This window comes from Bradyrhizobium sp. Kon10 (assembly GCF_055807395.1).
Genome location: NZ_JBVVOZ010000001.1, coordinates 1 through 26,020 on the forward strand (window position 1 = coordinate 1; position 26,020 = coordinate 26,020).

Annotated in this window: 23 protein-coding genes; 9 read left to right on the top strand and 14 right to left on the bottom strand. The window is 64.6% G+C overall.

What is annotated here, in order from left to right; translation table 11 throughout:
* Window positions 1-103: 103 nt before the first annotated feature.
* From AC0L2O_RS00005 to hpaR, 5 genes are all read right to left on the bottom strand, one after another.
* Window positions 104-1,408 carry a methyl-accepting chemotaxis protein gene (locus tag AC0L2O_RS00005; protein ID WP_473368240.1) on the bottom strand — a complete coding sequence of 435 codons (1,305 nt, stop codon included), beginning with the start codon at window positions 1,406-1,408 and terminating at the stop codon, window positions 104-106.
* Complete coding sequence (locus tag AC0L2O_RS00010) at window positions 1,386-1,907, bottom strand: PAS domain-containing protein (RefSeq protein ID WP_369725279.1); 522 nt, start codon at window positions 1,905-1,907, stop codon at window positions 1,386-1,388. Before AC0L2O_RS00010 ends, AC0L2O_RS00005 begins: the two co-directional genes overlap by 23 nt.
* Window positions 1,908-2,093: 186 nt before the next feature.
* A complete protein-coding gene (locus AC0L2O_RS00015) occupies window positions 2,094-3,617 on the bottom strand; it encodes a UxaA family hydrolase (protein ID WP_473368241.1) in 1,524 nt (507 codons plus the stop codon).
* A gap of 176 nt (window positions 3,618-3,793) precedes the next feature.
* Entirely contained in the window at window positions 3,794-4,570 is a 777-nt protein-coding gene (locus AC0L2O_RS00020; RefSeq protein WP_473368242.1) for an HpcH/HpaI aldolase family protein, read from the bottom strand.
* Window positions 4,571-4,763: 193 nt separating this feature from the next.
* Window positions 4,764-5,279, bottom strand: a complete 516-nt coding sequence (gene hpaR / locus AC0L2O_RS00025; protein WP_473368243.1) for a homoprotocatechuate degradation operon regulator HpaR — start codon at window positions 5,277-5,279, stop codon at window positions 4,764-4,766.
* Window positions 5,280-5,390: 111 nt separating this feature from the next.
* Between hpaR and hpaH the strand changes: the two genes are divergently transcribed.
* From hpaH to AC0L2O_RS00055, 6 genes are all read left to right on the top strand, one after another.
* The gene (hpaH, locus tag AC0L2O_RS00030) at window positions 5,391-6,197 is read left to right on the top strand and encodes a 2-oxo-hept-4-ene-1,7-dioate hydratase (protein WP_473368244.1); all 807 of its coding nucleotides are present in this window, start codon (window positions 5,391-5,393) and stop codon (window positions 6,195-6,197) included.
* 45 nt (window positions 6,198-6,242) lie between these two features.
* Entirely contained in the window at window positions 6,243-6,641 is a 399-nt protein-coding gene (locus tag AC0L2O_RS00035) for a 5-carboxymethyl-2-hydroxymuconate isomerase (RefSeq protein WP_473368245.1), read from the top strand.
* Window positions 6,634-8,172 (top strand): 5-carboxymethyl-2-hydroxymuconate semialdehyde dehydrogenase, encoded by a 1,539-nt coding sequence (gene hpaE, locus AC0L2O_RS00040; protein WP_473368246.1) that lies wholly within the window; start codon window positions 6,634-6,636, stop codon window positions 8,170-8,172. Before AC0L2O_RS00035 ends, hpaE begins: the two co-directional genes overlap by 8 nt.
* A gap of 108 nt (window positions 8,173-8,280) precedes the next feature.
* Window positions 8,281-9,264, top strand: coding sequence for a 3,4-dihydroxyphenylacetate 2,3-dioxygenase (hpaD, locus tag AC0L2O_RS00045; RefSeq protein ID WP_369725290.1), 984 nt, complete (start codon window positions 8,281-8,283; stop codon window positions 9,262-9,264).
* A gap of 177 nt (window positions 9,265-9,441) precedes the next feature.
* The gene (locus tag AC0L2O_RS00050) at window positions 9,442-10,311 is read left to right on the top strand and encodes a fumarylacetoacetate hydrolase family protein (protein ID WP_473368247.1); all 870 of its coding nucleotides are present in this window, start codon (window positions 9,442-9,444) and stop codon (window positions 10,309-10,311) included.
* 25 nt (window positions 10,312-10,336) lie between these two features.
* Complete coding sequence (locus AC0L2O_RS00055) at window positions 10,337-11,965, top strand: thiamine pyrophosphate-dependent enzyme (protein WP_473368248.1); 1,629 nt, start codon at window positions 10,337-10,339, stop codon at window positions 11,963-11,965.
* A gap of 91 nt (window positions 11,966-12,056) precedes the next feature.
* On the opposite strand, the gene alkB is transcribed toward AC0L2O_RS00055, so the two are convergent.
* The 4 genes from alkB to AC0L2O_RS00075 form a co-directional block, all read right to left on the bottom strand.
* Window positions 12,057-12,710, bottom strand: coding sequence for a DNA oxidative demethylase AlkB (alkB, locus tag AC0L2O_RS00060; RefSeq protein ID WP_369725295.1), 654 nt, complete (start codon window positions 12,708-12,710; stop codon window positions 12,057-12,059).
* 9 nt (window positions 12,711-12,719) lie between these two features.
* Entirely contained in the window at window positions 12,720-13,466 is a 747-nt protein-coding gene (locus AC0L2O_RS00065) for a 2OG-Fe(II) oxygenase (protein ID WP_473368249.1), read from the bottom strand.
* A 178-nt stretch (window positions 13,467-13,644) separates the two neighbouring features.
* A complete protein-coding gene (locus AC0L2O_RS00070; protein WP_473368250.1) occupies window positions 13,645-14,331 on the bottom strand; it encodes a DUF2848 domain-containing protein in 687 nt (228 codons plus the stop codon).
* Window positions 14,324-15,673: an amidase gene (locus AC0L2O_RS00075; protein WP_473368251.1), complete on the bottom strand. Its 1,350-nt coding sequence runs from the start codon at window positions 15,671-15,673 to the stop codon at window positions 14,324-14,326. The genes AC0L2O_RS00070 and AC0L2O_RS00075 overlap by 8 nt, the downstream gene beginning before the upstream one ends.
* Before the next feature lie 173 nt (window positions 15,674-15,846).
* On the opposite strand from AC0L2O_RS00075, the gene AC0L2O_RS00080 reads away from it, so the two are divergent.
* The 3 genes from AC0L2O_RS00080 to AC0L2O_RS00090 all read left to right on the top strand — a co-directional run bounded on the left by AC0L2O_RS00080 (window position 15,847) and on the right by AC0L2O_RS00090 (window position 18,423).
* A complete protein-coding gene (locus tag AC0L2O_RS00080; RefSeq protein ID WP_334536548.1) occupies window positions 15,847-16,260 on the top strand; it encodes a Zn-ribbon domain-containing OB-fold protein in 414 nt (137 codons plus the stop codon).
* Window positions 16,261-16,263: 3 nt separating this feature from the next.
* On the top strand, window positions 16,264-17,403 hold the full coding sequence (locus AC0L2O_RS00085) for a thiolase C-terminal domain-containing protein (RefSeq protein WP_473368252.1): 1,140 nt from the start codon (window positions 16,264-16,266) through the stop codon (window positions 17,401-17,403).
* Window positions 17,404-17,508: 105 nt separating this feature from the next.
* Complete coding sequence (locus tag AC0L2O_RS00090) at window positions 17,509-18,423, top strand: SDR family oxidoreductase (RefSeq protein WP_027516818.1); 915 nt, start codon at window positions 17,509-17,511, stop codon at window positions 18,421-18,423.
* A gap of 396 nt (window positions 18,424-18,819) precedes the next feature.
* Here the strand turns inward: AC0L2O_RS00090 and ppc are convergent, their stop codons facing one another.
* The 5 genes from ppc to AC0L2O_RS00115 all read right to left on the bottom strand — a co-directional run bounded on the left by ppc (window position 18,820) and on the right by AC0L2O_RS00115 (window position 25,923).
* Complete coding sequence (gene ppc, locus AC0L2O_RS00095; protein ID WP_473368253.1) at window positions 18,820-21,618, bottom strand: phosphoenolpyruvate carboxylase; 2,799 nt, start codon at window positions 21,616-21,618, stop codon at window positions 18,820-18,822.
* 169 nt (window positions 21,619-21,787) lie between these two features.
* Window positions 21,788-22,192, bottom strand: a complete 405-nt coding sequence (locus tag AC0L2O_RS00100; RefSeq protein ID WP_409189550.1) for a YccF domain-containing protein — start codon at window positions 22,190-22,192, stop codon at window positions 21,788-21,790.
* A 49-nt stretch (window positions 22,193-22,241) separates the two neighbouring features.
* Window positions 22,242-23,333, bottom strand: coding sequence for a rhomboid family intramembrane serine protease (locus tag AC0L2O_RS00105; RefSeq protein ID WP_473368254.1), 1,092 nt, complete (start codon window positions 23,331-23,333; stop codon window positions 22,242-22,244).
* A gap of 115 nt (window positions 23,334-23,448) precedes the next feature.
* A complete protein-coding gene (locus tag AC0L2O_RS00110; protein WP_473368255.1) occupies window positions 23,449-24,993 on the bottom strand; it encodes an acyl-CoA synthetase in 1,545 nt (514 codons plus the stop codon).
* Between the two features lie 120 nt (window positions 24,994-25,113).
* Entirely contained in the window at window positions 25,114-25,923 is an 810-nt protein-coding gene (locus AC0L2O_RS00115) for a crotonase/enoyl-CoA hydratase family protein (protein WP_473368256.1), read from the bottom strand.
* Window positions 25,924-26,020 lie beyond the last annotated feature (97 nt).

The window sequence follows — 26,020 nt, forward strand, 5'->3', positions numbered from 1 at the left end:
TGCCAGGCCACGCCTTGACGGCCGCAAGCGCGGCGTCATGCTCGCGGAAATCGGACGCCAACCTAATGGTTGCTACGATTCCGAGCCCAGCGGATAGAGCCCCTTACGCGGCCGAGGTCAGCCGCTGAAGGAACTGCGTCACCTCGCGCCTGAGCGTTTCGACCTCGCCATGGACGCGCTCGGAGGCGCTGTTGACGCGGCTCGCGACGCGCCCGGTATCGGCGGCGGCTTCGCTGATGCCGGTGACATTGGAGGACACCTGCGAGGTGCCGGCCGAAGCCTCCTGGACGTTGCGGGCGATCTCGCGGGTGGCGAGCCCCTGCTGCTCGATCGATGTCGCGATCGAGGCGGTGATGCCGTTGATCTCGGTGATGGTCTGCGCGATCGCCTCGACCGCCGCGACCGAGTTGGTGGTCGATTGCTGCATCTCGCCGACCTTGGCGCTGATCTCCTCGGTCGCCTTCGCAGTCTGGTTGGCGAGGCTCTTGACCTCGGAGGCCACGACCGCAAAGCCGCGACCGGCCTCGCCCGCGCGCGCCGCCTCGATGGTGGCGTTCAGTGCAAGCAGGTTGGTCTGTTCGGCGATTTCGCTGATCAGCTTGACGACGTCGCCGATCCGCAGCGCGGCGTCCGCAAGCGTGCGGATCTCGGTGCCGGCGCGACTGGCCTCGTTGACCGCGCGGCCGGTGCGTTCGGTCGAGCTCGCGACCTGGCGATTGATCTCCGCGATCGAGGATGCGAGTTCGTCCGCGGCACTCGCGACCGTCGCAACGTTGCTCGAGGCCTGGTCGGATGCACTGCGCACGCCCGACGTCTGACGGCTGGTCTTCTCGGCTGCCGCGGCCATCTGCCCGGCATCGGACTCGAGATCGGTCGCCGCACTCATGAGGCCTCCCGCAACCTCGTCCAGATGCGTGCCGAAGGCCTTGGCCAGCTCGCCGAGCTCGACCACGCGACGACCGAGACTTTCAGTGCCGGAATTGATGATGGTGGCGGAACGGCGGAACGAGCCGGGCAGACCGCGCGCCAGGATCTTGCGGAAATACTTGCCGCGGCTGGCATAGTCCATCGACGCCGAAGCCTCGCGGACGAAAGCGTCGGTGATGTCGAGCATGTCGTTGACCGACTTCTGGGTCGTCCCGATCCTCCCGGCCTGCCGCTCGCTCAGGATGCGCGCTTCGAGATCGCCTTGGGCCGCCTTGCGGCACACCTCAGCCACCTCATCGATGGTCACTGCCGTCCGCCGCTGGCACCAGAGGGCATAACCGAGCAGCAGGATCGCCGCGCCAAGCAACGCCGTGGCAGGCATTCCGGTCGAGCCGATCAGCAAGAAAAACAACGCGAGGCCAGCGAGGACACAGCCGAGCGCCGTCGCTCCCTGCGCCTTAGAGAGAGAGCACAAATTCATCGTAACCGACACCCTGTTGCTTGAGCAGCCCGACCATTGCGTCGAAGCTCGCGTGCATGCCATCCTTGGCATTGGCGTGCCGCGCCTCTTCCACGCACAGCGTCTGGTAGACCGGTTTGATGCGTTCGATCTGCGCAGGATCGGGCTTGCGGCGATTGGAGTGATAGCCGATCACGCTGCCGCGCTCGTCGAAAGTCGGCGTGACGTGGGCGAACACCCAGTAATGACTGCCGTCCTTCGCCAGGTTGACGACATAGGCGAACACTTCCTGCTTGGACTGAAGCGTGTCCCACAGCAGCTTGAAGACGCAGCGCGGCATGTCGGGATGGCGGATGATGCTGTGGGGCGCGCCCATCAACTCGGCGTAGGAGTACTTCGCCATGCGGATGAAGACGTCGTTGGCGTAGGTGATGCGCCCCTTCAGATCGGTCTTCGACACGATCAGCTCCTCCTCGCCGAGGAGAGTTTCCACGCCGGTCGGTTGAATGGCACGCGTCATCGTTGACGTATCCTCTCGAAGGGCGAACGCCCCGAGTGAGTGGAGCCCGCATCGCCCTCAGGATTACGGCAACAAATCTTAATCAGCTGTGACCGCCGGAACCGGAGCCGTCAATCGACGCCTCCGTACCATTACTTAGGAGCGTGGCTTGCTGTGCTCAAATACCGCAGCAATACACGCGCGCGATCACATCGTCGCCCCTAGCACCCATGGCGCGAACTCGGCGCCGCCGAAATCGAAGCTCTCGCTCTTGGTCGGCTGGCCGGAGGCGGTCTTCAGGATAATTTCGAAAATCCGCTGACCGCATTGCTGGACCGTCTCCCCGCCTTCAAGGATGGTGCCGCAATTGATGTCCATGTCCTCTTCCATGCGCTTGTACATGGGCGTGTTGGTGGCAAGCTTGATTGAGGGCGCCGGCTTGCAGCCGAACACGCTGCCGCGGCCGGTGGTGAAGCAGACCAGATTGGCGCCGCCCGCGACCTGCCCGGTCGCCGCGACCGGATCGTAGCCGGGGGTGTCCATGAACACGAAACCCTTCTTCGTCACCGGCTCGGCGTAGCGCAGCACGTCGACGAGATTGGTGGTGCCGGCCTTGGCCATCGCACCGAGCGACTTCTCGAGAATGGTGGTGAGACCGCCGGCCTTGTTGCCGGGGCTCGGATTGGCGTTCATCTCGGCGCCTTCGCGCGTCGTGTATTCGTCCCACCAGCGCATGAGGCCGACCAGCTTCTCGCCGATCTCGCGGCTGACGGCGCGGCGCGTCAGCAGATGCTCCGCACCATAGGTCTCCGGCGTCTCCGACAGGATGACGGTGCCGCCGTGGCGCACGATGAGATCGCTGGCCGCGCCCAGCGCCGGATTGGCCGACACGCCGGAATAGCCGTCGGAGCCGCCACATTGCAGCGCCACGGTCAATTCGCTGACCGGCACAGACTCTCGCTTGACCTTGTTGGACTCCGCGAGCGCCTCGCGCACGAAGGCGATGCCGGCTTCGACCGTTTTGCGGGTGCCGCCGACCTCCTGGATGTCCATCGCACGCAGACGTCCCGCGAGCTTCTGCTCTTCCATCAGGCCGCCGATCTGGTTCACCTCGCAGCCGAGGCCGAGCACGATGACATGCGAGAAGTTGACGTGCCGCGCATAGCCGCCGAGCGTGCGGCGGAGCAGCGCCAGCGGCTCGTGCTGCGTCATACCGCAGCCGGTCTTGTGGGTCAGCGCGACCACGCCGTCGACGTTGGGAAAGTCGGCCAGCGGATTGTCGCCGCTGAACGGATTCTTCTTGAAGACGTCGGCGACGAGGCCCGCGACATGCGCGCTGCAATTCACCGATGTGAGGATGCCGATATAATTGCGGGTGGCGACGCGGCCGTCCGGGCGGCGAATGCCTTCGAAGGTCGCCGGCAAATCGAAATTCGGCGTCGGCTTGACGTCGGCGCAATAGGCATAGTCCTTGGCGAAATCGCCCATGCCGCAGTTCTGCACGTGCACGTGCTGGCCCGGCGCGATCGGAATGGTCGCAAAGCCGATGATCTGGCCGTAGCGGATGACGGGCTCACCCACCGCGATCGGCTGGATCGCGACCTTGTGGCCGGAGGGAATGCGCTCGACCGTCGTCACGCCGTCGGCCACCATCGTTCCCGGTGGCAGGCTGGCGCGCGCGATCAGCACGCCATCATCGGGATGCAGGCGGATGACGGGGCTGATGGTCATGGCAGGTCTCCTTGGGTCTTGCTTCACCTCTCCCCGTTCTTGCGGGGAGAGGTCGGATCGCGGCACGCGATCCGGGTGAGGGGCAAGCCGCGCGCGCGATCGCTAGATGAGTTCGTGTTGAGCGAGGCCCCTCACCCTCTCCCCGTAAGAACGGGGAGACGGAAAGAGACGCGAGATCACGCCTTGCCGGCAGACTCCTTGCGGGTCGCGTTGACCTGCATCTTGGCGTAGGTCGTCATCAGGCCGACCTCGTTCGACAGCGTCACCAGCTTGAAGCCCATGTTGATGGCGCGCGCCGCGCCTTCGGCGCCGCTGCAATGAATGCCCGGGTTGAGGCCGCGCTTGCCGCACTCCTTGATGATCTTGTCGTAGATCGCGAGGATCTCCGGCTCGGTGCGATCGAGCTTCGGCTCGAGGCCGTAGGAGAAGCCGAGATCGGAGGGGCCGACATAGACGCCGTCGATGCCCTCGACGTCGAAGATCGCCTCCATGTTCTCGACGGCGGTCTTGGTTTCCATCATCGGCAGCAGCACGATGTCGTCGTTCGCCGTCTTCTGATAGGAGCCCGCGGTGCCGTACATGCCGGCCCGGATCGGACCGTTGGAGCGGACGCCCTTCGGCGGATATTTGGCGTAGGAGACGAGGTTCCTGGCTTCCTGCGGCGTGTTGACCATCGGGCAGATCACGCCATAGGCGCCGCCGTCGAGCACCTTGCCGACGATGCCGGGCTCGTTCCAGGGCACGCGCACCATCGGCGTGATCGGGTGCTTGTCCATGGCCTGGAAGCACTGCACCATCGAGAGATAGTCCTGCACGCCATGCTGCATGTCGACGGTGACGCTGTCGAAGCCGCATTGCGCGATCATCTCGGCCGAGAAGCCGGAGGGAATCGCGAGCCACGCGTTGACCACGGCCTTGCCCGACTTCCAGATTTCCTTGACCTTGTTCGCCACGTCGCCTTCCTTCTTGTTGTTTGGACCCTTCGACCTCGCGGGCGGGGTTCACTATCGCCGCCGAAATATCATCCCGCAAGGGTGGCGTCATCCGCCCCGGCGCTGGTTTGCACCGGCTCGGCTTGCGGGCACTTTGAGCGAAAAAAAGCGCGAATGTCCACGGCTGACGCTTCGCGCACGCGCATATCTGCTGTCACTCCTCGGCTATTGCCTGTTCGGAGACGCCAAGTTCCGCGAGACTTTGTTCGAGGTGGCCCAGCATCTCCTGCAACTCGGCCAGCCTGCGTGCGCCATAGCGTCGCGTGATCTCGGCATAGATCGCTTCCGACGTCGGCGCAACGGCTGCCATCAGCTTCACGCCCTCTCTGGAGATCGAGACCACGCTGCGGCGTTGGTCGGCTTTCGCGGTCTTGCGCTCGATCAGATTGCGCGCCTCGAGATCGCGCAGGATGCGCGACAGGCTCGGCCCGAGCAGAAACGCGGTGCGCGCCAGTTCCGTGACCTCGGCGGCCTCGATCGACGCAAGCGCGCGGAGAATGCGCCATTGCTGCTCGGTGAGACCGTGCTGGCGCAGCGAGGGGCGAAACTGCCGCATCACCGCTTCCCGCGCCCTGAGCAGCGACATCGGCAGCGAGCGCGAGAAATCACGCATCGGCACCTGCCGGGCGGCAGGCGCGCTTGGGTTCGGATCGGCCGGTCTCTTCGACATGACGCTCTTTCAAGCCGCAAAACGTTTGCAGTGCAACAAGCTCAAATTCTGTTTGACGCATTCACTTAACATGTTAAGTATCTTCCGGCACCACGATTTGTAAGATCACAGATGGCGCTTTCCAACGACGATATCCAAGCTTGCGCGAGGCGTCTGCACCAGGCGGAGAAGACCCGCACGCAGATCCGGCAGCTCTCGCAGGATTTTCCCGGCATCACCATCGCAGACGCCTACGCCATTCAGAAGGCGTGGGTCGAGGTCAAGATTGCCGAAGGACGCACCGTCAAGGGCCACAAGATCGGCCTGACCTCGAAGGCGATGCAGAGCGCGCTTGACATCAACGAGCCGGATTCCGGCGTGCTGCTCGACGACATGTTCTTTGCCGACGGCGGGCTGATCCCGACCGAGCGTTTCATCGCCACACGCGTCGAAGCAGAACTGGCCTTCGTCATGAGCAAGCGGCTCGCAGGTCCCGACTGCACCATGTTCGACGTGCTCAACACCACCGATTTCGTGGTGCCGGCGCTGGAGATCCTGGACACGCGGATCGAGCGCGTCGATCCCAGGACCAAGGCGACGCGAAAAATCTTCGACACCATTGCCGACAACGCCGCGAATGCCGGCATCGTGCTCGGCGGGCGGCCGATCCGCCCGCTCGAAGCCGATCTTCGCTGGATCGGCGCGCTGTGTTTCAGGAATGGCCAGCTCGAAGAGACGGGACTAGCCGCCGGCGTGCTCAATCATCCCGCGACGGCCGTGGCCTGGCTTGCCAATAAGATCGCGCCGCTCGGCCTTGCGCTGGAGCCCGGTCAAATCGTGCTCGCCGGCTCCTTCGTCCGCCCCATCGAGACCCGCAAGGGCGACACAATTCAGGCCGATTATGGCGCCTATGGCTCGGTGAGCTGCTACTTCGCCTAAGCGAACAAGAACACGCTGCAAGACGACACAGGGAGTGAAACCGCGATGCCGCATTTCACGATTGAATATTCGGCCAATCTCGACGGCCGCCTCGATATGACTTTGGTGTGCGAGGTCGTGCGCAAGGCTGCGGTCGAGACCGGCGTCTTCCCGCTCGGCGGCATCCGCGTTCGCGCGATCAGATGCGAGCACTATGCGATCGCCGATGCCCGGCAGGACTACGGCTTTCTCGATATGGTGCTGCGCCTCGGCGAGGGCCGCGATCTGCCGACCCGCAAGAACGTCGGCGAGCACGTGTTCCAGGCGCTGTCCCGGTATCTCGATCCTGTCTTCGCCGCCAGCAAGTTCGCCTTGTCGTTCGACATGCAGATCAACGACAAGGACACGAGCTGGAAGCGCAACAACATCCACGATGCCCTGAAAGTGGAAGCCGCCCATGGATAAGCCATCGCCCAAAGCCGACGTGTTTCAGGCCAACCGCGAACGTGTCGCGCCGCTACTTGAGAAGCTGCGCGCGGACGGCATCGGCCACATGATCGATGGCAAGATCGTCGCATCGATTTCCGGCGAGACGTTTGAAACCAAGTCGCCGGTCGACGGTGCGACGCTGGCAAGCGTCGCCCGCGGCAATGTCGAGGACGTCGATCGTGCCGCCACCGCCGCTGCGCTCGCGTTCAAGTCCTGGCGCGACATGGGACCCGCGATGCGCAAGAAGCTGCTGCACCGGGTCGCCGATGCCATTGAGGACAATGCCGAGGAGATCGCGGTGCTCGAATGCATCGACACCGGGCAAGCCTACCGCTTCATGGCCAAGGCCGCGATCCGCGCCGCCGAGAATTTCCGCTTCTTCGCCGATAGATGCGCGGAGGCCCGCGACGGCCAGAACACGCCGAGCGACGAGCATTGGAACGTCTCCACCCGCGTGCCGATCGGCCCCGTCGGTGTCATCACGCCGTGGAACACGCCCTTCATGCTCTCGACCTGGAAGATCGCGCCGGCGCTGGCCGCCGGCTGCACCGTCGTGCACAAGCCGGCGGAGTGGTCGCCGGTGACGGCTTCTGTTCTGGCAAAGCTCGTCAAGGAAGCCGGTGTGCCCGACGGCGTGCTCAACACCGTGCACGGCTTTGGCGAAGAGGCCGGCAAGGCGCTGACCGAACACCCCGCCATCAAGGCGATTGGCTTCGTGGGCGAAAGCTCGACCGGCTCGGCGATCATGGTTCAGGGCGCGCCCACGCTGAAGCGCGTGCATTTCGAGCTCGGCGGCAAGAACCCCGTAATCGTGTTCGACGACGCCGATCTCGACCGCGCGCTCGATGCGGTCGTGTTCATGATCTATTCGCTCAACGGCGAGCGTTGCACGTCATCCAGCCGCCTGCTGATCCAGCAAAACATTGCGGAAAAATTCATCGAGAAGCTGACCGCGCGGGTGAAGGCGCTGAAGGTCGGCCACCCCCTTGATCCCGCAACCGAGATCGGGCCGCTGATTCATGAGCGGCATCTGGCAAAGGTCTGCTCCTATTTCGACGTCGCGCGCCAGGACGGTGCGACCATCGCGGTCGGCGGCAAAACCTTCGACGGCCCGGGCGGCGGACATTACGTCGAGCCGACGCTGGTCACTGGCGCGCACGGCAAGATGCGCGTGGCACAGGAAGAGGTGTTCGGCCCCTTCCTCACCGTGCTGCCCTTCCGCGACGAGGCGGACGCGATCGAGATCGCCAACGACATCCGCTATGGCCTGACCGGCTATGTCTGGACCAATGATTTGGGCCGGGCACTGCGCGTTGCCGACGCGCTGGAAGCCGGCATGATCTGGCTGAACTCGGAAAACGTCCGCCATCTGCCCACCCCGTTCGGCGGCATGAAGGCGAGCGGCATCGGCCGCGATGGCGGCGACTATTCGTTCGACTTCTACATGGAAACCAAGCACGTCTCGCTGGCGCGGGGCACGCACAAGATTCAAAAGCTGGGGATTTAACGCTTCGTCATTCCGGGGCGTGCGCAGCACGAACCCGGAACCTCGAGATTCCGGGTTCGGTCCTGACGGCCCGCCCCGGAATGACGGCGTCTAGAGAGGGGGAACACCATGCCCGTACCGCAACACGTCTTTGAGCCGCCATTCAACATCATCCGCTCCAGCCACGTCGTGCTCGACGTGACCGATCTGAAGCTGAGCCGCGCGTTCTACGAGACCACCGTCGGGCTGCATGTCGAGGACGCTGACGACAACGTGGTTTACCTGCGCGCATCCGAGGAGCATCAGCATCATTCGCTGGTGTTGCGCAAAGCGGCAGTACCCGCCTGCGCCCGACTCGGCTTCAAGGTCGGCAATGACGGCGATCTCGACAAGGCCGCAAAGTTCGTGTCCGAGAACGGTCTTGGTTACGCCTTTGTCGACCAAGCCTTCCAGGGCCGCACCCTTCAGTTTACCGATCCCTTCGGCTTCCAGATCGAGCTCTATGCCGCGATGGACCGGCGGCCGCATCTCTTGCGCCGCTACGATCTCTACCGGGGATGCCATCCGCAACGGCTCGACCATTTCAACGTCTTCGCCGCCGAGGTGCAGGACACCGTCGAGTTCTATGCCCGGCTCGGCTTCCGCCTCACCGAATACGCCGAGGAAGACGGGCCGCAGGGTCGCATCGCAGCCGCCTGGATGCACCGCAAGGGTAACGTCCACGATTTCGCCATCACCAACGGCAAAGGCCCGCGGCTGCATCACTTCGCCTATTGGACGCCGACGGCGATGAACATCATCCATCTCTGCGACGTGATGGCGTCGCAGGGTTTCGTCAAGAACATCGAGCGCGGCCCGGGGCGTCACGGCATTTCGAATGCGTTCTTCCTTTATGTGCGCGACCCGGACGGCCACCGCCTGGAGCTCTACACCAGCGATTATTTCACCGGCGATCACGACCATGAGCCGCTGCGCTGGTCGCTGCGCGATCCGCGTCGCCAGACGCTGTGGGGCGCCCCTGCCCCGCGCTCCTGGTTCGAGCAGGGCTCGGCGTTCAGCGGGCAAGCCGTGCGGGAGCCAAAGTTCGTGGCCGATGTGCTGGTGGCGGATTAACGCTGGTGACCGGCACAGACTCTCTCCCGCCGTCGTCCCGGCGAAGGCCGGGACCCATAGCCACAGAAAGACGCTTGACGAAGATTGGTCGTTCGGGATTGTCATCGCGCCCCTACGATGGAGCGCGCGGTATGGGTCCCGGCCTTCGCCGGGACGACAAGAAATGAAGAGTTGCCAATGAAGCTCCCTCGCCTCGCGACCTATTCCGTCAACGGTTCAACCCGCTACGGCGCTGTCCTGGAGGGCGGCATCGTCGATCTCTCCCCGCGACACGCCAAGGACTATCCGACCCTGCGCGAGGTCATCGCCGCTGGAAAGCTTGCGAGGTTTGCTGAGGAAGCCGCTGGCCTGACGCCGGATCACGCGTTCGCAGACATCACCTGGCTGCCGCCGGTGCCCGCACCGGAAAAGATCATCTGCATCGGCGTCAACTATCCCGACCGCAATGCCGAGTACAAGGACGGCCAGGACGCGCCGAAATATCCGAGCATGTTCATGCGGAGCCCACGCTCCTTCGTCGGCCATGAGACGCCGCTGGTGCGCCCGCGTGCCTCGGCGCAGCTCGACTATGAGGGCGAGATCGTGCTGGTGATCGGCAAGGCCGGCCGGCACATTACCGAGAGCGCCGCGCTCGACCACGTCGCAGCCCTGACGCTGTGCAACGAAGGCTCGGTGCGCGACTGGCTGCGCCACGCCAAGTTCAACGTCACGCAGGGCAAGAACTTTGACTCCAGCGGCAGCCTCGGCCCATGGCTCGTGCCCTACATCAGGGAAACGCAGATCGCCGACATTCGCCTGACCACACATGTCAATGGCGAGCTGCGGCAGGACGATCGTACCAGCCGGCTGATGTTTCCGTTCCGCTACCTCATCAGCTATATCTCGACCTTCGCGACGCTCGTTCCCGGCGACATCATCGTCACGGGCACGCCGACCGGCGCCGGTGCGCGGTTCGATCCGCCGCGCTACTTGAAGCCCGGCGACGTCATCGAGGTCGCGGCCGAAGGCATCGGTACCTTGCGCAACGGCGTCATCGACGAAGCCTGAACGATCACTGAAATGGAATAATGCAATGACCACCCTCACCGGCGGCGAAGCGATTGTAAGCGGCCTCGTTGCCCATGGCGTCGACACCGTGTTCGGCCTGCCCGGCGCGCAGGTCTACGGCCTGTTCGACGCCTTCCACCAGGCCCAGCTCAAGGTGATCGGCGCGCGGCACGAGCAGGCTTGCGGCTACATGGCGTTCGGTTATGCGCGCTCCAGCGGCAGGCCCGGCGTGTTCAGCGTGGTGCCTGGCCCGGGCGTGCTCAACGCCAGCGCGGCGCTGCTCACCGCCTATGGATGCAACGAGCCGGTGCTGTGCGTGACGGGGCAGGTGCCGACGCAGTTTCTGGGCAAGGGCCGCGGTCATCTGCACGAGATGCCGGACCAGCTCGCGACCCTGCGCACCTATGTGAAATGGGCAGACCGGATCGAAACGCCCGGCAACGCACCGACCACGGTCGCGCGCGCATTCCAGGAAATGATGTCCGGACGGCGCGGCCCCGCGTCGGTGGAAATGCCGTGGGACATCTTCACCCAGCGCGCCGACACCGCCGCCGCAAACGTGCTGGAACCGTTGCCCGCGCCGCGGCCCGATCCTGATTTGATCAGGCAGGCGGCCGCGCTCATCAGGACCAGCAAGGCGCCGATGATCTTCGTCGGCAGCGGCGCGATCGAGGCGCGCGAGGAGATCCTCGAGCTCGCCGAGGCGATCGATGCGCCCGTGGTCGCCTTCCGCAGCGGCCGCGGCATCGTGTCCAACGCGCACGAGCTTGGGCTGACCATGGCGGCAGCCTACAAGCTTTGGCCGAAGACCGATTTGATGATCGCAATCGGCACCCGCGCGGAGCTGCCGGCATCGGGCTTCCGCTGGCCATATCAGCCGCAGGGGCTGAAATCCATTCGTGTCGATATCGATCCCGTCGAGATGCGCCGGCTCGCCTCCGATGTCGCCATCGTCGCCGATGCGAAGGCCGGCACGGCCGATCTCGTCGCCGCCGTGACCAAGGCCGGCTATGCAAGGACGGCTAGCCGGCGAGGTGAAATCCGCGAGGCGGCGGCGACGGCGCAAGCCGAGATCCAGCGCATCCAGCCGCAGATGGCCTATCTCAACATCCTGCGCGAGGTGTTGCCCGCGAACGCGATCGTCACCGACGAATTGTCCCAGTTCGGCTTCGCCTCCTGGTACGGGTTTCCGATCTACCAGCCGCGCACCTTCATCACCTCGGGCTATCAGGGCACGCTCGGCTCGGGCTTCCCGACCGCGCTTGGCGCCAAGGTCGCCAATCCCGACAAGCCGGTGGTGGCGATCACCGGCGACGGCGGCTTCATGTTCGGCGTGCAAGAGCTCGCCACCGCCGTGCAGTTCAACATCGGCGTGGTCACGCTGGTGTTCAACAACAACGCCTACGGCAATGTCCGCCGCGACCAGCGCGAGCGTTTCGACGGCCGCGTGGTGGCGTCCGATCTGGTCAATCCGGATTTCGTCAAGCTCGCGGAATCGTTTGGTGTGGCCGCGGCACGCGTGACCGCGCCGGAGCAGTTCAAGGCGGCGATGGAGAAGGCGCTCGCGCATGGCGGGCCGTACCTGATCTCGGTCGAGGTGCCGCGGGACTCCGAGGTGAGCCCCTGGGCGTTTATTCACCCGGCAAGGCCCTGATGTCGTTCCGGGGCGATGCGCAGCATCGAACCCGGAACCTCGAGATTCCGGGTACGCGCCAACGCGCGTCCCGGAATGACGAACGCGAACGTCACCGCGTCCTGCGGAAGGTCAAATTGATCCGCTTCCGGCCGAGCAGCGCGTGCTCGCCGTCGGCGAGTGGGGCTACGCCATGATAGGCGAGCCGGTTCGGGCCGCCCCACACCACGACGTCGCCATGGACGAGGCGGAAGCGGCGCGGCTTGTCGGTGCGCGCCATGCCGCCGAACAGAAACGTCGCAGGCAACCCGAGCGAGACCGAGACGATCGGCGCGGACAGATCCAGCTCGTCCTTGTCCTGGTGCAGCGACAGCCGCGTGCCGGGCTCGTAGCGATTGACCAGGCACGCATCGGGCGCGAAGCCGGCAAAGCCGCCCTGCTCGGCCGCGCGGCGGGCCAGATCGCGGAGCACCGGCGGCATCTGCGGCCATGCCGCGCCGGTGCGCGGGTCGATCGGGTCGTAGCGATAGCCGGTGTGATCGGTGATCCAGCCGCGCTCGCCGCAGTTCGTCATCGCGACCGACATTTGGTAGCCGCCCGGCGTGGTCATGCGGCGGAACGGCGACTGCGCCACGATGGCGCGCACCGCTTCGATCAGCTCGTTCTCGACCGGCTTGACGAAGCCGCGCAGCAGCACCGCGCCCTCGGCGATCTCCTCGCGCGACGGCTGCGCCTCGGCAACGCTGTCGAACAGATCCGCCATCAACCGCAGCGTTTACTTGGCATCATGAAAGATCACACCCAGCGTGTGGCGCTGGCCGGACCTGACCCGGCTGACACCATGGCGCAGATTAACCCGGTAGCTGCCGCGTGTCCCCTGGACCGGGCGGTGATGCACGGCAAAGGCCACCGCATCGCCTTGCGCGAGCGGCACCACCTCGGCGCGGGACTGCATGCGCGGGCGCTGCTCGGTCAGCACGAATTCGCCGCCGGTGAAATCGCGTCCCGGCTCGGACAACAGGATCGCAACCTGGAGCGGGAACACGTGCTCGCCATAGAGGTCCTGATGCAGGCAGTTGAAATCGCCGGCTTCGTATTGCAGCAGTAACGGCGTCGGCCGGGTCTGCCCCGCCTCGTGGCAGCGCTTCAGGAATGCCATATGGGCCGCGGGATAGCGAATATCGATGCCCATCGCCTCGTTCCAGCGATTGGCAACGCCTTGCAGGTGGACGTACAGCGCGGGCCGCAACTGCGCGATCAGGTCGGGGAGCGGATAGGAGAAGTATTTGTATTCGCCGCGGCCAAAGCCGTGGCGGCCCATGACGATGCGGCTGCGGAAATGCACGTCGTCGGGATAGAGCGCGGCGACGGCGCGGCATTGGCCCGGCGTGAGCAGGCCTCGCAGGACGGCGCAGCCCTGGGTGTCGAGTTCGCCGGTGATCTGGGGCCAGTCGAGGGCATCGACGTGGGCGGCAATATCCGCCGATAGGGATTGAGACGATTTACGTGCTGTTGCTGTCATGGCACCGATTCTCGCAACCCGACGTTCGCCCCGCCACCCGATTTCCGACTGTCTCTCCGTCATTGCGAGCGCAGCGAAGCAATCCAGAATCCCTCCGCCGAACCAGTCTGGATTGCTTCGTCGCAAGGGCTCCTCGCAATGACGGCGGAGAGAGCTTCGAGAATGACGCGGAGAGACTTCAGCCCAACACCGGCAGCGTCACCACGTCATATCCATGCTTGATCGTCCGTTTCAGCACCGGATCCTCAAGCTCGAACTCGAACCGGTCGGCGGGGCGGATGCCGCCCTTCGCGGCGAAGGTGCCGCCGAACATGACGCAGCCGTCGGGCAGCTTCCCAGTCTCGAACCCGCGCGCGATGAGATCGTGGACGGGCAGCATCGCGTCCAGCGTGCCCTCCTGGTAGAGCACGCGCTCGCCCTTGATGGTGGCGTACGAGCGCAAAACCATCTTGTCCCAGTGGCCGATCACGTCCTCGAGCTCCCATAGCGTCGATGCGATCGGTTTGTCGCACATCTGCTTGGAGACGGTGATGTTGTAGGCCTCGACCTTGCGGTCGGTATGGTCGGAGCCGCAGCCGACGAAGATACGGCCCTGCCAGCCGATCAGCACGAATTCGACCTCGCCGGAGGACTCGCCGCCGCAGCATTCGATGCTGTCTTCCATGATGAGCCGCCGCGCCGAGGCGCGATAATAGATCGGCGTCGAGGCCGGCCGGGCGATGCCCATGGCCTCGAGCTCGGCGATGTGCTTGTCGCGCGCGACCGCGTCGCGGCCGGTCCAGCCGGCGATGACCAGCTGGTCGATCGGCAAGGTCAGCGGCGTCGTGGTGTCTTGGGCGTCGACGGTGAAAGTCAGGTCAAACACGCATAACGGCCTCCATGCCGGCAGCTAGTTCGAAAATACCGCGGTCGGACCCGCCGCTCCCCGCCAGCATCAGGCCGACGGGAATTTCCCCCTCGCGATGGGCGGGCAGCGAGATGGCGCAGCCGTCGATCATGTTGATCAGGGTGCAATTGCGCAGCGCGCGCAGGTTCTCTTTCGTGAACGCCTTGTCGTCGGCGAGATCGGAAATCCTCGGCGGCGTGTTGGCGGTGGTCGGCAGCACCAAGGCGTCATAGGGCGCGATGCGGGCATTGACGCGCGCGATCAGCGAACGGCGCTCGTTGAGGAGATCGATATAGTCCGCCGCGCTCTGCGCCTCGCCGCGCATGATGCGCACCGAGACGCGGGGATCGTAGACGTCGCCCTTGGACGTGATGAGATAGCGGTGCCAGGCGAAGCTCTCGGCTGCCGCAAAGCCACCCTTGGCGTTCATCGGACCGATGTCGTGGAATTCCGCCATCTCGATGCGCTCGACGATGGCGCCGTGATCGGAAAGCGTCCTCAGCGCCCGCTCGAACGTCACGGCGACTTCGGCATCGACGTCGTCGAGCGCAATCGTGGTCGGCACTGCCAGGCGCATACCCTTCACCGGGCGCGGCTTCAGCGCTGTGATTGGCTCGTTCGCCAGCACCGCGTCCAGTATGGCACAGCACCTGACCGATCTTGCCAACGGTCCGATACTGTCGAGCGAGAACGACAGCGGCACCGCCCCATCCAGCGGCACGCGCCGCTGCGTCGGCTTGTAGCCGACGATGCCGTTATAAGCCGCCGGAATGCGACAGGAGCCGCCAGTGTCGGTGCCGAGCGCGCCATGCGCCATGCCGTCGAGCACGGAGACCGCAGCGCCCGAGGACGACCCGCCGGGCACATGTCCCGCGGTCCGGTTCCAGGCGCCCTTCGGTGTGCCATAATGCGGATTGATGCCGATGCCGGAATAGGCGAACTCGGTCATGTTGGTCCGCCCGATCACGACAAAGCCAGCCTTGCGCAGCCGCGCCACGGCCGCAGCGTCATGCTCGGCCGGCGGGGAATCGTCGAGCGCGCGGGAGCCGGCGCGAGTCACCTGCCCCCTGATGTCGAACAGGTCCTTGATCGAGATCGGGATACCGGCATAGCGCGACGGCGCCGCCTTCACCCTGCGGAGAGCGTCCATCGCATCCGCGGCGGCAAACGCCGCGTCCTTGTCGACATGGATGAAGGCGCGCTGTCCCTCGCCAGCCGGGTCGGCGATTTTGGCGAGGCAAGCCTCGACCAGCTTGCGGGAGGTGGTGCGGCCGCTCTCGAGGTCTTCGGCGAGCTTCGCCAATGTCGGAAAATCGGGCATGTCTGTCTCACGGAATATTTCGCGCAATCTACAGCGCCGCCTCAGTTCGACACAAGCATTGTGCGCATGATGGCATGCATGCTGACTGCTGGACCGTTGACGCGCCATAGTCAATTGTCGCATCAAGATCGAAACCGGCGGGCGTAAGGCCTAAGCTTGGAGGACTTGCCGACATGGCCGAACCGCAGCGCGCGCGACCGAAACCGACGCCGGAGACCCAGCACTTCTGGGACGGCACCAAGGCCGGCGAATTACGCCTGCAGCGCTGCGACGCCTGCGCGCATGTCTACTTTCCGCCACGGCCGTTCTGTCCGTCCTGCGCCTCGCGCAAGGTCAGCATCTTCAAAGCGAGTGGCAAGGGTTTCCTCTACAGCTACGTGATCAACCACCGCCCTGCCGCGCCCGGTTTCACGCCGCCTTACGCCATCGCGGTCGTCGAGCTTGCCGAGGGACCGCGGATGATGAGCAACATCATCGATTGCCCGCAGACGCCGGAAGCGCTCGAGCTCGACATGAAGCTCGAGGTCGCCTTCGAGACGCTCGACGACAAGATCACTCTTCCCGTGTTCCGTCCGGCGAAGGGGTAAGCCATGCGCAGCAACCAGGTTGCCGTCGTCGGCGCGGCCGAGACCACCGAGCTCGGAATCATCCCCAACGCTTCGCAGCTCCAGCTTCACGCGGATGCGGCGCTCAATGCCATCGCCGACGCCGGACTGAAGCTGTCCGACATCGACGGCTTCGCCACAGCGGTCGAAACGCCGCAGCAGGTCTGCCACTATCTCGGCATCAAGCCGACCTGGGTGGATGGTACCTCGGTCGGCGGCTGCTCGTTCATGCTGCATGTCCGCCATGCCGTCGCGGCGATCGAGGCCGGCCTGTGCAAGACCGTGCTCATCACCCATGCCGAGAGCGGCAAGTCGATGATCGGCAAGGCACCGCGCTCGATCCCGGCCGACAGCCTGCAGGGCCAGTTCGAGGCGCCGTTCGGCGTCTACGGCCCGCCCAGCATGTTTCCGATTCCGGTGCTGCGCTTCATGAAGACCTACGGCATCACCCATGAGCAGTTGGCCTCGGTGGCCGTTGTGCAGCGGGAATGGGCGGCGAAGAATCCACGCGCCATGATGAAGGACCCGATCATGGTCGCCGACGTGCTCAATTCGCGCATGATCGCCTATCCGTTCCGGCTGCTGCAATGCTGCCTCGTCACCGACGGCGGCGGCGCGCTGATCCTGACCTCGGCTGATCGCGCCAAGGATTTTCCGCGCAAGCCCGTCTACATCATGGGCACCGGCGAGAGCGTGGAAACGCCGATGGTCAGCCAGATGGAGACATTCAACTCCTCGCGCGCCTTCAAGACCGCCGGTCCGCTGGCCTTTAGGGAAGCCGGCATCGCGCACAAGGACGTCGATCATCTCATGATCTACGACGCCTTTGCGCATCTGCCACTGTTCGGGCTCGGCGACCTCGGCTTCATGCCGCACGAGGAAACCGGCAAGTTCATCGCCGACGGCAACACGCGGCCCGGCGGCAAGCTGCCGCTCAACACCAATGGTGGCGGCTTGAGCTACATGCATTCGGGCATGTACGGCATGTACGCGCTGCAAGAGAGCGTGCGGCAGATGCGCGGGATTGCGCCGGCGCAGGTGCCGAACGCGAAGATTTCGGTGTGCCACGGCGTCGGCGGCATGTTCGCGGCAAGTGGCACGATCGTGTTTACGAACGAGAAATAACGCACCGTCATTCCGGGGCGCGCGCAGCGCGAACCCGGAATCTCGAGATTCCGGGTCTGGTGCTTCGCACCATCCCGGAATGACGGGCAAAACAGGAGAACCCACATGACAAAATCACTGCAAGACAAGGTCATCATCGTCACCGGCGCAGGCCGCGGCATCGGGCGAGAGATTGCGCTGCTCTGCGCCGGGGAAGGCGCCAAGGTCGTCGTCAACGATCCCGGCGTCGCCGCCGATGGTGCCGGCACCAGCGCCACGCCCGCCGAGGAGGTGGTCGAGGAAATCAAGAAGCGCGGCGGCACTGCGGTCGCCAACTTCGAGTCGGTCGCGGAAGCAATCCCGGCGAGCAAGATCGTCAAGACCGCGACCGATCATTTCGGCCGGCTCGACGGCGTCGTCAACAATGCCGGTATCCTGCGCGACATGATCTTCCACAAGATGAGCGTGGAAGCGTTCGAGGCCGTCATCAAGGTGCATTTGATGGGCTCGTTCTACGTTTCACATGCGGCGGCGCGGATCTTCCGCGAGCAGGAGTCGGGCTCGTTCGTGCACTTCACCTCGACCTCGGGCCTGATCGGCAATTTCGGCCAGGCCAATTACGCCGCCGCCAAGCTCGGCATCGTCGGCCTGTCGAAATCGATCGCGCTCGACATGGGCCGCTTCAACGTCCGCTCCAACTGCGTGTCGCCGTTCGCCTGGACCCGCATGATCGGCACCATCCCGACCGAAACCGAAGCCGAGAAGGCGCGAGTCGAGAAGATCAAGCAGATGGGACCGGAGAAGATCGCGCCGGTCTGCGCCTATCTGCTCTCGGATGCGGCCAAGGACGTGTCCGGACAGATTTTTGGCGCGCGCATGAACGAGCTGTTTCTGTTCAGCCAGAACCGGCCGCTGCGCTCGGTGCATCGAAGCGAAGGTTGGACGCCGCAATCGATCGCGGAGCACGGCATGCCGGCGCTGAAGGGCTCGTTCTACAAGCTCGATCGCTCCGCCGACATCTTCCCCTGGGATCCCGTGTAGCCTCTTCACCTCGCCCCGCTTGTGGGGAGAGGTCGGATTGCATCGAAGATGCAATCCGGGTGAGGGGACTCTCCGCGAGTCTCGATGTCACCGTCCTTGCGGAGACTCCCCCTCACCCCAACCCTCTCCCCGCAGGCGGCAGGGCCATCGCATATGAGGCAAATTTCTCCATGGCCATCCTTCGAAACGCCCGCCTTTGGCGGGCCCTCAGGATGAGGACCGACTGTGCGGCAGCAGTTTCAACGGGCTCCGATTGCCGCTTAGCCTCATCCTGAGGAGACCGCGAAGCGGTCGTCTCGAAGGACGAGGCGCGCGCTCACACCGCCTAAAATGCCATATGCGACTGCCCTGCCGCAGGCGGGGTGAGGGAGCACACCGCGCTTGCGAGGGACATCCCTACCCCGTATTCCGCAGGCCCGCCGAGATGCCGTTGATCGTGAGCTGAATCCCGCGCAGCACCTGCTCGTCCGGGTTCTGCGCGCGATGCTCCCTCAACAGTTCGACCTGCACGTGATTGAGCGGATCGAGATAAGGAAAGCGGTGGCGTACCGAGCGCTCCAGCAGCGGATTGCCTTGCAGCAACCGGTCCTGCCCCATGATGTCGAGCAATGTCTCGATGCAGGAATGCCATTCGCGACGGATGCGGCCGAAGATTTTTTCGCGCAGTGCCTCGTCCGGCACCAGCTCGGCATAGCGCGACGCGATCGCGATCGAGCTTTTCGCCAGCACCATATCCATGTTCGACAAGAGCATCCGGAAGAACGGCCACTCCTTGTAGAGCTCCTTCAGGAACGGCATGCCCTTGTCGGGATGCTGCGCGATCCACTGCTCGACCGCGCTGCCGAAGCCGTACCAGCCCGGCAGCATCAGACGGCATTGCGCCCAGGAGAACACCCAGGGAATCGCCCGGAGATCCTCGATCGCGCGGGTCTTCTTGCGCGAGGCCGGGCGGCTGCCGATGTTCAGCGTGGCGATTTCGTTGATGACGGTCGAGGCCCAGAAATAATCGACAAAACCCTCGGTCTCGTAGACGAGGCCGCGATAGGCCTTGAAGGCGAGGTTCGACAGCTCGTCCATCGCGGTCAGATATTCGCGCCGTGGCGCGCTCTGGCGCGGATGCAACAGGCTCGCCTCCAGCGTCGCCGCCGCAAGGATCTCCAGATTGTTGCGGCCGACTTCGGCGTTGGAATACTTCGACGAGATGATCTCGCCCTGCTCGGTGATGCGGATCTGGCCGTTCACGGCGCCGCCGGGCTGCGCGATGATGGCGTCATAGCTGGGCCCGCCGCCGCGGCCGACCGAGCCGCCGCGGCCATGGAATAGCCGCAGGCGCACGTGGTGGCGCTCGAACACCTCGACGAGTCCAATCTCGGCCTTGTAGAGCTCCCAGCCCGAGGTGACGAAGCCGCCATCCTTGTTGCTGTCGGAGTAGCCGAGCATGACCTCCTGCACGCTGCCGCGGCTGTCGACCAGGCGGCGGTAGTCGTGCAGCGACAGCATGCGGTCCATGATGGCCGACGATGCCTGCAAGTCTTCGATGGTCTCGAACAGCGGCACGATGTTGATGGCGCTGCGCCCCGAAGGATGGACGAGACCGACCTCCTTCAGCAGCACCGCGACCTCGAGCATGTCGGACATGCCCTTGCACATCGAGATGATGCACTGCTGGATGGCATCCGAGCCAAACTTGGCATGGGCCTCCGCGGCGGCATGGAACACGTTGAGCTCGCCCATGGTCTCGTCGCTGTACTTGACGAACTGCGAGACCAGCGAGCGCGCGCTGCGCAATTCGCTGGTCAGCAGTGAAATGCGGGCCTCCTCGCCGAGCGCGAGATAGGAAGTGCCGGGATTGGCCGCGTCCATCAGCTCGGCGATGGTGCGCTCGTGCACCGCGGAGTTCTGGCGAATGTCGAGCCGCGCCAGATGGAAACCGAAGCAATCCACCGCACGTCGCAGCAGCCGCAGTCGGCCGCGGGCGATGACACCGGCATTGTTGGAGATCAGCGAGCGGTGCAGCACGTCGAGATCGGCTTGCAGCTCCTTGACGCTGTCGTAGGGAGCGCCCTTGCCGACCGGCCGGCGCGTGATCTCGACCTCGAGCTTTTCAGCCGTGGCGGTCAGACGCGCATAGATGCCGGACACGGCGAGACGATAAGGCTCGCCGCTCCGGTGCGGCGAGGTGTCGGGCGAGCGCTCGGCGAGCGTGCGCAGCTCCTCGGAGACGTCGGCGAGATGTGCCGCGATCGACAATTCCGAGCCGAGCACGTGCAGCTCGTTCAGATAGAACTGCATCACCCGGCTGGACTGGAGCCGCAGCGTGCCGCGCATGACGTCGGCGGTGACGAAGGGGTTGCCGTCGCGGTCGCCGCCGATCCAGCTTCCCATGCGCAGGAACGAAGCGAGTTCGCTGGCCGCCTGCGCGCCGCCCTCCTCCAGCCGATCCTCCAGCGCATTGACCAGCCGCGGCACCTCGCGGAGGAAAGTGTAATCGTAGAACGACAGGCCGTTGGCAACCTCGTCGAGCACGGTGAGCTTGGTCCGGCGCAACAGGTTGGTCTGCCACAGCGTCAGCACCTCGCGGCGGAGCTGCTCGTCGCTGGCGGTGGCTTCGTCCTCCGTCAGCGCGACCCGCTCGCGGCGGTCGAGCAGCGCCGCGATCTCCATCTCGCGATCCATGGTGCTCTTGCGGCGGACCTCGGTCGGGTGCGCGGTCAAGACCGGGCTGACCTGGGCGTCCCTGAAGAAGCGGCGCAGCTGGTCGGCCGTGAAGCCCGCCGCCTTGGCATGGGTCAGCGTTTCCGCCAGCACGCCGGAGCTGCCGGTTTTGGCGGCGCTGCGGGCGCGCATTTGGCGAATGTTGTTCTGGTCCTCGGCGATGTTGGCGAGGTGGGAGAAATAGCTGAAGGCGCGGACGATCCGCACCGTCTCGGAGGTCGACATGCCGTCGAGGATCTGCTCGAGCTCGCGGCGGGCGAGCCGGTCCTCGTCGCGGTGGAAGCGGATCGAGGTTTGCCGGATGCGCTCGACCAGGTCGAACAATTCGGCGCCCTCCTGGTCGCGCACGGTGTCGCCGAGGATGCGCCCGAGCAGGCGGATGTCGTCCCGCAGCCGCGCATCGGCCTCCAGTGCCTGAACGTCCTCAGGGCGGTTGGGGCGATGCTCAGTAGCGTCGGATGGTAGTGTCTGGAGGGACATGGCTCGCTCCCCTGTTCGAGCTCGCTTGGCTGCCCGGCTCAACCGAGTGTGCGATATTTTTCTACCGCAGCGCAAGATGAACTTGGTGGCGGCGCACACATGGGCCGGCTTGGACCAATTCCTCAGCCGTCGCACTGGCAAGAGCCTCGACTATCGCTTCTTTCCGGCGCTACGCCGGCACGATCACCTTGCCGATCGGCCAGAGCGCGATGCCTGCGAGCTTCAGGTGGGCCCAGGCGAAGGGAATGCCGATGATGGTGATCGCAAGGACCACAGCGGTCACCAAATGGCCGAGCGCCAGCCACCAGCCGGCCAGCACGAACCAGATGATGTTGCCGATCACCCCGAGCGGGCCTGTGCCGACATCGCTCATGCCGGTGACCTCATAGCGGCTGACCGCCCGCGAGCCGAACGGCAGCAGCGTGTAGACCGCGATGTTGAACGCTGCCCGCGCCCAGGGCAGGCCAACGATGGTGATGGCCATGATGACGGACGCAATCAGCCAACCAAAGGCCATCCAGGCGCCGCCGATGAGAATCCAGAGCAGGTTGAGCAGGATGGAAACGGGAGCCATGGCATATCCGAAGGTCGATGATCCCGTTTGTATCACAGGTGCTGCGAGATCATAGTCCGTGCCGCCGGCTCCGCTCGGCGCGGAGCGTGGCACCGACGAATCCAACATCTTCGATCCCGCGGTGGATCTCAGCTGAGAAAATCCAGAGCGTGAGTGCGACGGCGGCAATCGAGCTCAATCCGGTCACGAGGACCGGGCTCGAACAGAACGTGTCAAGAAGACTATCCAGCAGCGGGAGCCCACTCGGCCAACGCGTTTCGCATTGCGCGGACGCGACAGCCCACCCGCCGAGCAATACACCGACTGCGTTCGCGCCAGCCAGCGCAGTCACGACCGTCGCGAGCCCCTTCTTCATCGAGAGCACGACATCGACCAGCTTGACGATTGCGCCGCATGTAACGGCAACAATCATGGCCGTGCGCCATCCCGAGTTCCCCAGGAGCTGCGCCTGACCTGCCCAAATCCAGAGGCCGGCGGCGCAGAAAAGCAGAGCAAGGTTGACTTTCACCGCTTCCGGAAACTTGCAGCGAAGCGCATAGGCATTCGCCTTCTCGATGAGGTCGAGCAGTGCGCAGGCGATCAGGCCGGCGGCAAAGCCACCGAGATGCACGCCCCAATCGATCCGTGAATTGCTGATCGCAAACGCCACGTTCAATCCGATATTGATGGCGAAGAAGTCGAACCTGAGGTTGAGCTTGCCCAAGATCCACAGGCAGAGCAGCGCGCCAAGAATGCCTGAGGTGGCACCGGACGCGCCCACCGTCAGGTACGGGCTTGCATGGATGGCATTCCCGACCACGGCGCCGAACACCATTGCGCAGACATAGATGATCAGAAAATAGGCCGGTCCGACCCGCCTCTCGAGATGCCCGCCCCACAGAACGAGACACAACATGTTGGTGGTGAGGTGAATGAAGTTGACGTGAAGGAAGCCATAGGCGAACAGCCGCCAATACTCATGCTGCGGCAGTGCGCCCGAATACATTCCGCCGTAGCGAAACAGCAGCTCGGCCGGCGCCGACGAGCCGCCGCCCGATTGCAAGAGGCAGAGGCCGGAGACCAGAACCGTCGCCGTCATCACGACGTAGAGTGCGGCATGAGGGGCTTCGAAAAAGCCGGGGCTGGTGCGGTAGAGGGCCATGGGTCATCGCAAAGGAGCGTGGTGAGCACCACAACCTAGCGGAGCCGTTCGAAAATTGCTACTCTTGCGTGCAATAAACGTGCTCTGCGCGCGGCAAGGCCGGCCTTGCGTTGTGTCAGATTTTCCGTCCCGCCTGCTCCCAATAGGGATCCCGCAGGCGGCGCTTGAAGATTTTTCCGGAATCTTCGCGCGGCAGCCCCGTTCGGATCTCGATGTGCTTCGGCACCTTGTAGTCGGCGAGCGAGGCCTTCAACCGCGCACGGATGCCTGCGGCCTCCAACGTGACGCCTGGCTGCGGCTCGACCACGGCCAACAGCGCCTCGCCGAACTCGGCATCGGGGATGCCGAACACCGCGCAATCCTGCACCCCGGGGACGGCGTGCAGCACGGCCTCGATCTCGGCCGGATAGATGTTGACCCCGCCCGAGATCACCATGTCGCGCTTGCGATCGCAGATGAAGACGTAGCCGTCTTCGTCGATGTAGCCGACATCGCCGGAGGTGATGAAGCCGTCCCGATCGATCTCGGCGCGCTTCTCCGGCTTGTTGTGGTAGGTGAAATCGGCCATGGCGGGCATGCGGGAATAGATCTCGCCGATTTCGCCCGCCGGCAGAACGCGGCCATCCTCGCCAATGAATCGCAACTCGGCGCCGGGCGAGATCCTGCCGACCGTACCTGGCTTCCGCAGAGCATCTTCCGAAGTCGCGAAGGTGACGGCGCTGGATTCGGTCGAGCCGTAGAACTCGTAGATCACCGGCCCCCACCATTCGATCATCGCGCGCTTGACGTCGGCCGGACACGGCGCCGCGGCGTGGATGATATGGCGGAGCGAGGAGACGTCGTATTTCTTGCGAATGTTCTCCGGCAGCTTCATCAGACGGATGAACATGGTCGGCACCATGAAGATGGTGTCGATCCTGTAGCGCTCGATGAGCTCCAGAAACTCCTCGGGCTCGAAACGCGGCATCAGCACCAGCGCGCCGTCAAGCTTGCCCGCGCGGATGCCGAACGAATTCGGCGCGGAATGATAGAGCGGCCCCGGCAGGATCGTGCGGGCGCCGGGCTTCAGCCCGTAGATCATCGCGCGCATGCGCTCGCCGGCTGCCGCCTGTTCCGGCGTCGGCGCGTTGCGCCGCACGCCTTTGGGGTGGCCGGTCGTGCCGGAGGTGTAGATCATGTTCATCGGCTGCGGCACCACCGGGCCGTGATAGGGCTGGTGTTGCGCGAGCCAGGACTCGAATTCGATCGCGAAGTCCGGCGTCGCCAGATGATCCGGATCGATCTTGTAGTTGGAGAGGATCTCCGGAGGCGTCGGCACGCTGAGCACCGTGACGCCCTTGGGGATCGCATCACGCAAGCCATGCAGCATGTCGGCGTGACCGATCAGAACGGACGTGCCGGTGTCCTTGAGGATGTAGTCGATCTCCTCCGGCTTGAAGTGCCAGTTGATCGGCACGCCATAGGCCCCGAGCCGCATCGCGGCGTAGGCGGCCTCCAGGAAGGCGATGTCGTTGCGCATCAGCATGCAGACGCAGTCGCCTTGCTTGACGCCGATCCGGGCGAGGCCGCTCGCGATGCGGTCGGCGCGGTTGGCGACCTCGGTATGGTTGCGACGGCGATCTCCGGAGACGATGCCGAGGAATTGCGACGTTTCGCTCATCGTTATGATCCGATCTTCTGTCGGTTGATGTCGCCGTCATTCCGGGATGGTCCGCAGGACCAGACCCGGAATCTCGAGATTCCGGGTTCGCCCTTCGGGCGCCCCGGAATGACGGAGGGACTAATCCGCAAACCTCGGCGCGCGCTTTTCGAGATTGGCACGCACCGCTTCGGTCTGGTTCGCGCTGCCGATCAGCTTCTGCTGCTCGACAGATTCGGCGAGCAGCGCCGGGCCCGGATCGACCGAGAGATTGTTCAGCATCCGCTTGGCGGCGCGGATCGCATCGGGGCTTTTTCCGGCGATGTCGCGCGCGGCTTCGAGCGCGGCGGCGCGCGGATCGTCGCAGATGCGCGTGGCGAGGCCGTAAGTCATCGCCTCCTGCGCGGAGAAGATGCGGCCGGTGTAAGTGAGATCGCGCAGGATGTCGTCGCGCACCAAGGAAGCCAGGATCGGCGTGCCCGCCATATCGGGCACGAGGCCCCATTTGATCTCCATCACCGACATCCGCGCATCCGGTGCGAGAAAGCGCATGTCGGCGCCGAGCGCGAGCTGAAAGCCACCGCCGAAGGCGACGCCCTGGATCGCCGCGATGACAGGCACCGGGAGCTGCCGCCAGCCCCACACCGCGGCTTGCGCAAAATTCGCATGGCCGTGGGTGCGCTTGGTGAGGTCGCGATTTTCGCCACCCGGAATTCCGTTACCGCCCTTCTCCTTCATCGCGGCAAAGCGTCCCATGTCGAGACCGGCGCAGAAGGCGCGGCCCTCGCCGGACAGCACGACGGCGCGCACGCCTTTTTCCTTCGAAAGCCGCTCGGTTGCGGCGACCAGGGCCTCAAACATCGCTTGATCGAGCGCATTCATCTTGTCTGCCCGCACCAGGCGAACATCGGCGACGCCTTCCGAGATCGAGATCGCGACGCGCTCTTCCATGGATGAATTCTCCCCTGTTCTTGTTCAGTGCCGCTTTACAGAAAGACGGCGGCCGGATTTAGTCAATCGACCAATTAACTGACAATGCCTGCGGAGG